Source organism: Streptomyces oryzae (assembly GCF_017676365.1).
Lineage (GTDB): Bacteria > Actinomycetota > Actinomycetes > Streptomycetales > Streptomycetaceae > Streptomyces > Streptomyces oryzae.
The window spans coordinates 1-6,336 of sequence record NZ_JADKMA010000288.1; the positions used below are offsets into that span (position 1 = coordinate 1).

A 6,336-nucleotide genomic window follows, 5' to 3' on the forward strand; every position below is an offset into this window, starting at 1 on the left:
CGTCCCCGGGCGCGCCCTCCGGTTCCGCGTCCGCGTACGGTCGCCACGCCGCGTAGGCCGCCTCGACCGCGCCGCGCGGCAGAGCCGCCTCCAGCCGCCGCTCCGTGTGGGCGCGGGCCGCCGACCAGTCCGCGCCGTGCACCGCCTCGGGGTCTGCGGCCAGCGGCCCGTACGCCTCCAGCCAGGCCAGCTCGCCGCCCGCCTCCAGGGGCAGATGTTCCAGCTGGGTGCGGGCGAGGCCCGCCTGGATCTCCGCGTATCCCGGCGTGCCCGGCTCGGTCAGCCACTCCTGCCAGCGCCTCCCGCCCGGCCCTGCGCCCCAGACGAACAGCTTCCGGCCGCGCAGCAGATCCGTCGAGGTCTGGACGAGCCCCTGCCCTTTCTCGTCCAGCGAGGCGATCCACTTCCGGGAGTCGTCGGGCACCTCGTAGAAGTAGTCGGCGGGGAAGCGGCTGTGCAGCGGGTACGTCAGATCGGTCCCCTCCCATTCGGGCACGGGGATCCGGCGCAGCCTGCGCTCGTACGCGAAGTACCAGGTCTCCTCCGCCGGGGCGAGCACCCGCGTCCCCGGGTCCTCGGGAACCGCGATGTTCGACCACCAGTAGACCGGGACGGTGCGGTGGTGCGGGTTGCGGATACGGGCGCCCACGTAGAGGAAGTCGGAGTCGTCGGGCAGCCACAGGTCCACCTGGAAGGGGGTGTCACGCAGCCGCTCCCACTCCCACAGCCGCACCATCGCACCGTCACCGCCCGGCGCGGGCACCCGCGCCGCGTGCAACGGCGCGCAGGAGAGCGTCGTATGCCCCGTCGCGCCGATGTTCCACTCAATGCCGCCGGAGAACCAGGCCCCGTTCAGCGCGAAGTCGGCGGGCTGGAAGACGGGGTTGACGTAGAGGAGCTCCCGCGCGTCCGGCTTGTGGAAGAGCGAGGCGATACGGCCGCCGAGACCGGGCAGGACAGTGACCCGCAGCTGGTCGTTCTCCAGCACGAGCGTGTCGAACCGCGCCGGGGTGCGCTCCCGCCCGTAGCCGTCGAGGACGCGGGTGGGCAGCACGGAACGCAGCGGACCGTAGCCGACCTGCCGCGCCATCCGGGGCGGCAGCGCGGCTCGTTCGGCAGCGTTCAGCGAGTGGGCCTCGTCCAGCGGCAGCAGCGCGGGCAGCGGATTCTCCGGGCCGAGCGGCGCGGCGGGCAGGGTCAGGGAGCTGCGTCGTACGGTCGTGGCCACAGACAACCTCGCTTCTTCCATACGTCGTCCACGGGCGCCGCCGCCTGACCGGGACCCCCCGATGACCATGGAACACGCTCCGCATCCCGCGCGCCAGATCCTTTTGACCAGCATTGCGGGCCCCGTTGCCGCTACGACTCCAGATATCTCAGGACCGCCAGGATCCGCCGGCTGTAACCGGTGGTGTGCGACAGCTCCAGCTTGTCGAAGACGGCAGCCAGGTTCTTCTCGACCGCGCTCAGCGAAAGGTGCAGCTGCTGCGCGATGGCCGCATTGGTCTGCCCCTGGGCCAGCGCCTCCAGGACGCTGCGCTCCCGGGGCGTGAGCCGCGTCAGAGGGTCAGCGCGCGACGTACGGAAGACCAACTGGCGCACCACCTCGGGGTCGATGACGGCGCCGCCCGCCTGGATGCGCTCCAGCGCGTCCAGGAACTCCTCGACCTGGGCGACACGGTCCTTGAGGAGATAGCCCACCCGTTCCGCGTCCCGGGCCAGCAACTGGGCCGCATAGTTGCGCTCGATGTGCTGGGAGAGCACCAGGACCCCGACCTGGGGCCAGCGTTCGCGGATCTCCAGCGCGGCGCGCAGGCCCTCGTCGGTGTGGGTGGGCGGCATCCGGATGTCCAGCACGACGATGTCCGGCTGCCGCTCCGCCATCTCCTTCAGCAGCGAGACGGCGTCCCCGAAGGCGCCCGGTACCTCATGCCCCTCCTCCACGAGCAGCCGGACCAGCCCCTCCCGCAACAGGGTCGAGTCCTCGGCGATCAGCACGCGCACGGCAGCTCCGCTGTGATGGTGGTCGGTCCCCCTGGAGGGCTGTCGATGTGCAGTGTGCCGTCCAGCGCCGCCACCCGGCTGCGCAGCCCGCTCAGTCCGCTGCCGGCGGGATCGGCGCCGCCCTTCCCGTCGTCCTGCACGGATACGGCGAGCACTTGGCCGATGCCGCCGGGGCTGCCGGGGCTGCCGGGGCCGCCCTCGTCGGCGTCGCGGAGCTCCACCCGTACGGAGACGGCCGAGGCGCCGGAGTGTTTGGCGGCGTTGGTCACCGACTCCGACACCACGAAGTACGCGGCGGTCTCCACCGGCTGCGGCAGCGTCCCGTCCACGTCGAACTCGGTGCGGACGGGGATCCCGCACCGCTCGGACACCCCGCCCAGCGCCTCCGCCAGGCCCAGGCTGTCCAGCGCAGACGGATAGATCCGCCAGGCCACCTCGCGCAGTTCGGTGGCGATCTCCTGGGACTCCTGGTGCGCCTGGCGCAGCAGCGCCTCCGCCTGCCCGGGATCACGTCCCCTGCGGGCCCGGCCGAGCAGCATGGCGAGTGCCACCAGACGCTGCTGCATTCCGTCGTGCAGATCACGCTCGATACGGCGGCGCTCGGCGTCCACCGCGTGCACGACCGCCGCCCTGCTGGTGGCCAGTTCGTCGATCCGCCGCCGCAGCAGCTCCCGTTCGGAGGGGCCGAAACACTCCCGAGCGCTGCGCGCCTCCAGCTCGGCGAGCGAGCGCAGCCCCTGGAGGTCGAGGAAGAGCAGCACGCCGCCCAGCAGCAGCTGCGCCAGCCAGTCGTCCCAGGTGAACCCGCCCTGCACCGTACGCAGCGCCACGAGCCCCGCCAGCACGGCGCCGAAGCCCAGCAGCCCGAGCACGACAGCGCACAGCAGCCCCGCATAACTGCGGACCGCCAGATAGCGCAGCAGCTTCTGGTCGGACGCCTTGTAGTGCTCGGGGAAGCGGTCGCCGAAGAAGGCGGAGCGGCGGTTCCGCTCCACCGCCGTCAGCCCGCGCACCCCCGCGACGAAGATGCCGAGCGCACTGCTCCGGGTGTACGGCCACAGCAGGAAAGGGCCGAGGGCGGCACCGGCCAGAGCGAAGTACAGGAAGGCGAGCAGCGCCGTGGCACAGCCGAGCAGCATCCCGAGGCTCCGGTACGGCCAAGCCGGAGGCCGGGGCGCCGCCACAGCGCTCGCTTCACCGTCACAGTCACTGTCACTGGAACGCTGCCACTCGTGCGCTCCGCCCCTTACGTACACCCCGTGTCCCCGTTCCCCGTCATCCGGCGCGGCGGTGCTTGGCCCGGCCGCGACCGCGCAGCCGTACGGCCACGTACCCCACCAGCGCCAGCAGCACCAGGGCCAGCACCACCTTGGAGAGGATCCCGACGTAGGTCTCCACCACCTCCCACTGGTCGCCCAGCCAGTAACCGGCCAGCACCAGCACGGAGTTCCAGATCAGACTACCCAGCGTGGTCAACACCACGAGGACCGGAAGCGGCATCCGCTCCACCCCGGCCGGTACGGAGACCAGGCTGCGGAAGATCGGCACCATGCGACCGAAGAACACCGCCTTGGTGCCGTGCTTGGCGAACCACTCCTCCGTACGCACCAGATCGGAGACCTTCACCAGCGGCAGCCGCGCCCAGACCGCGTGCATCCGGTCCCGGCCGAAGAGCCTGCCGATCCAGTAGAGGACCACGGCACCCACGACCGAACCCAGCGTGGTCCAGAACAGCGCCGAGACCAGCGAAAGGACGCCCTGCCCGGCGGCGAACCCGGTCAGTGGAAGGATCACCTCGCTCGGCAGCGGCGGGAAGAGGTTCTCCAACGCGATGGCAAGTCCGGCTCCTGGACCGCCCATGGTGTCGACGAGATCGGCGGCCCAGCCGGCGATACCGCCGGCAGGCTCCTGCGGCAGGGCCACGTATGTGAGGTGCATAGGGTCTCCACGCTGTCGGGTCGGTCACCGGGGCCGCTGCCCCGATGCGCCCTCAACGCTAGAAACCGCAGCTCAGCGCCGGTATGCGGATGACCGTCGAGCAGGGTGAGGTTTTCCGCAGGGCTCACTACGCGCTGTTCGAAGCTGCCCTCTGCCGCAGTGCGCTCGCGGCGGCATAGCCCGCCGGGGCCGGAAGGTCGGTGAGCTGCCAGCCGGGCACCTGAGCCGGCTCGCCGAAAGTGCCTACGTAGGTGACCGACGGGTCCTCTCCCAGGCCGGCACCCGTCCCCTTCAGATATGCCTCTTTCCGCGTCCAGCAGCGGGTGAAGGCGGCGGGCAGCGCGGCGGAGTCCGGCAACGCCGCCAACTCCGCCCGCTCACGGGGGTGCAGCACGGACATCGTCTCGCGCGCGGCAGCAACGCTCGGGAACTCCTCGACGTCCACTCCCACCGGCACGGCGGCGAACGCCAGCAACACCACGTCCCCCGCGTGCGAGAGGGAGAAGTGCACCGGATCGCCCGGCACGGTCGGCCGCCCGTGCGGGGCCCCGCACAGCGGGCAGTCCGCACGTGCGAACCGCACTTCGGCAGGGTCGAGCTCCAACAGCGCTCCGAGCTCCCTGCGCAGGGCCAGATGCGCGACCACGTAACGCTCACGGTCGGCCTCCCGTACGAACGCCGCCGCGCGCTTCCGCTCTTCCTCCGAGAGCGGTGCGAGAGCGCCGGAAATCCTGGTCGCGGGGGCGTGTTCGGAAACCCGGATCACATGGATGGCCGGAGAGCGGGCGGGATCGCCGATACCGGCTGCGACGCTCGTCATGCACGCGACCGTACCCGAAGGGGCGTCGTCGCGCGGAAAAGCGCTCGGAGAGCCACGGACGGCGCCATTACGGTGTTGAGGCCCCGCCCCAGAAGCTACTGTCACAGCAGACCAACCGGACGGTATGGTGACCGACCTCTTTCCTCCCGGCCTCCCCGTGCTCACGGAGATGAGCCACACGGCTGACGGACGCGACTGGCTTGCCCGGCTGCCGACGCTGGTCGAGCAGATGCGCGAACGCTGGAAACTGCGCCTGGGCGCGCCCTTCCACGGCGGCAGCTGCTCCTGGGTGGCGCCGGCGGAGCGCCCGGACGGCACCCGCGCCGTGCTCAAGCTGACCTGGCCCCACCCGGAGGCCCGCACCGAAGGCGCGGCCCTCCGCCTGTGGAACGGGCGCGGCGCCGTACGCGTGCTGGAGCAGGACGCGGACCATTTCGCGCTGCTCCTGGAGCGGGTGGAGCCGGGCATCGAACTGGGCGCTGCCAGCCAACTCCCGGCGGACGAACGGCTATTGGCAGCAGCGGACGTACTACGCGACCTGTGGTCGGCGGATCCGGCCGAGGCGTCCGCACTCGGCGTGGGCCGAGTCGCGGACACGACAGCCGAGTGGGCCGGCCTCGCCGAGAAGCAGGCCGCCCGCGAATGGCCCCCAAAACTCGACCCGGGGCTGTACCGGCTGGCCGCGCAGCTGTACCGCGAACTGCCGCGCTCCGCCCACCGCGAGGTGCTCGTACACGGCGACTTCAACCCCGGCAATCTGCTGTCAGCGCGGCGCGCTCCGTGGCTCGCGATCGACGCCAAGCCGATGACCGGCGACCCGGCCTTCGATCCGTGGCCCCTGCTCGAACAGGTCGACAACCCCTTCGAGCACATGAACCCGCACCGCCTGCTCCGGCACCGCACAGCACTCCTCGCGGACGCCCTCGGCGAGGACATCGACCGGGTACGCGCCTGGTCGGTCGCCCGCCACGTCGAGTACGCCCTGTGGTCGGTCGACGAGGACGACGACCTGGAGAACAGCGTCACCTTGCTGCGCCAGGCCCGCATCCTCGCGGACGTCGCGGGCCTGTAGGGCACCCATGGGTTCGAGGATGTGCGCCCGGGCCGCGCACCTCTCTCCCCCTCGAATCTCTCTCCCCCCGAACTCGACGCTGCTCAGTCCGAGACGACCCGGACGAGCGCGGTACCGTCCGCCCCAGCCACCACTTGCAGCACAACCGCCCCGTCCACCTTCCCGGGCGGTTTCCCCGCCACCCCGCACGAACTGCTGCTGCCGCCGCTGCGGAAGACCGCGACGCATCCGCTGCCCGCACCGCTCGCCTCACCACTCGTTCTGCTTCTCCCGGCAGTCACCTTGTAGGCCACCTTGTTCCTGCCAACCTTCGTCAGGGCCAACTTCGCGGGCCCGTCCGGGATCTTGACCCGTATCGTCACCGGTTCCCGCACGGCGATCTCGCAGTTCCCATCGCCACACGCCTCGGCGTCACTCCCGTCAGCCGCTGTCACCGTGGGGGACGGACTGGACGAGGCGGGGCTCTCCGAGTCAGCCGCACGGGAACCGGTGGCCCCGCCCT

At 71.4% G+C, this 6,336-nt stretch carries 7 protein-coding genes; 1 reads left to right on the top strand and 6 read right to left on the bottom strand.

Features of this window, described 5'->3' with window-relative positions; all coding sequences use genetic code 11:
- The 5 genes from ITI46_RS32495 to ITI46_RS32515 all read right to left on the bottom strand — a co-directional run.
- Positions 1–1,228 (bottom strand): DUF5107 domain-containing protein (locus ITI46_RS32495; protein WP_209243537.1); only part of this gene is annotated, 1,228 nt, incomplete at its 3' end.
- Positions 1,229–1,359: 131 nt separating this feature from the next.
- On the bottom strand, positions 1,360–2,004 hold the full coding sequence (locus ITI46_RS32500; protein ID WP_209243538.1) for a response regulator transcription factor: 645 nt from the start codon (positions 2,002–2,004) through the stop codon (positions 1,360–1,362).
- Positions 1,992–3,143: a sensor histidine kinase gene (locus ITI46_RS32505; protein ID WP_209243539.1), complete on the bottom strand. Its 1,152-nt coding sequence runs from the start codon at positions 3,141–3,143 to the stop codon at positions 1,992–1,994. Before ITI46_RS32505 ends, ITI46_RS32500 begins: the two co-directional genes overlap by 13 nt.
- Before the next feature lie 136 nt (positions 3,144–3,279).
- Positions 3,280–3,942 (bottom strand): DedA family protein, encoded by a 663-nt coding sequence (locus tag ITI46_RS32510; protein WP_209243540.1) that lies wholly within the window; start codon positions 3,940–3,942, stop codon positions 3,280–3,282.
- Between the two features lie 127 nt (positions 3,943–4,069).
- Positions 4,070–4,762 (bottom strand): 4'-phosphopantetheinyl transferase family protein, encoded by a 693-nt coding sequence (locus ITI46_RS32515; protein WP_209243541.1) that lies wholly within the window; start codon positions 4,760–4,762, stop codon positions 4,070–4,072.
- Between the two features lie 169 nt (positions 4,763–4,931).
- Between ITI46_RS32515 and ITI46_RS32520 the strand changes: the two genes are divergently transcribed.
- Positions 4,932–5,834, top strand: a complete 903-nt coding sequence (locus ITI46_RS32520; protein ID WP_247746938.1) for an aminoglycoside phosphotransferase family protein — start codon at positions 4,932–4,934, stop codon at positions 5,832–5,834.
- Between the two features lie 83 nt (positions 5,835–5,917).
- Here the strand turns inward: ITI46_RS32520 and ITI46_RS32525 are convergent, their stop codons facing one another.
- Positions 5,918–6,268, bottom strand: coding sequence for a hypothetical protein (locus ITI46_RS32525; RefSeq protein WP_209243543.1), 351 nt, complete (start codon positions 6,266–6,268; stop codon positions 5,918–5,920).
- Between the last annotated feature and the right edge of the window lie 68 nt (positions 6,269–6,336).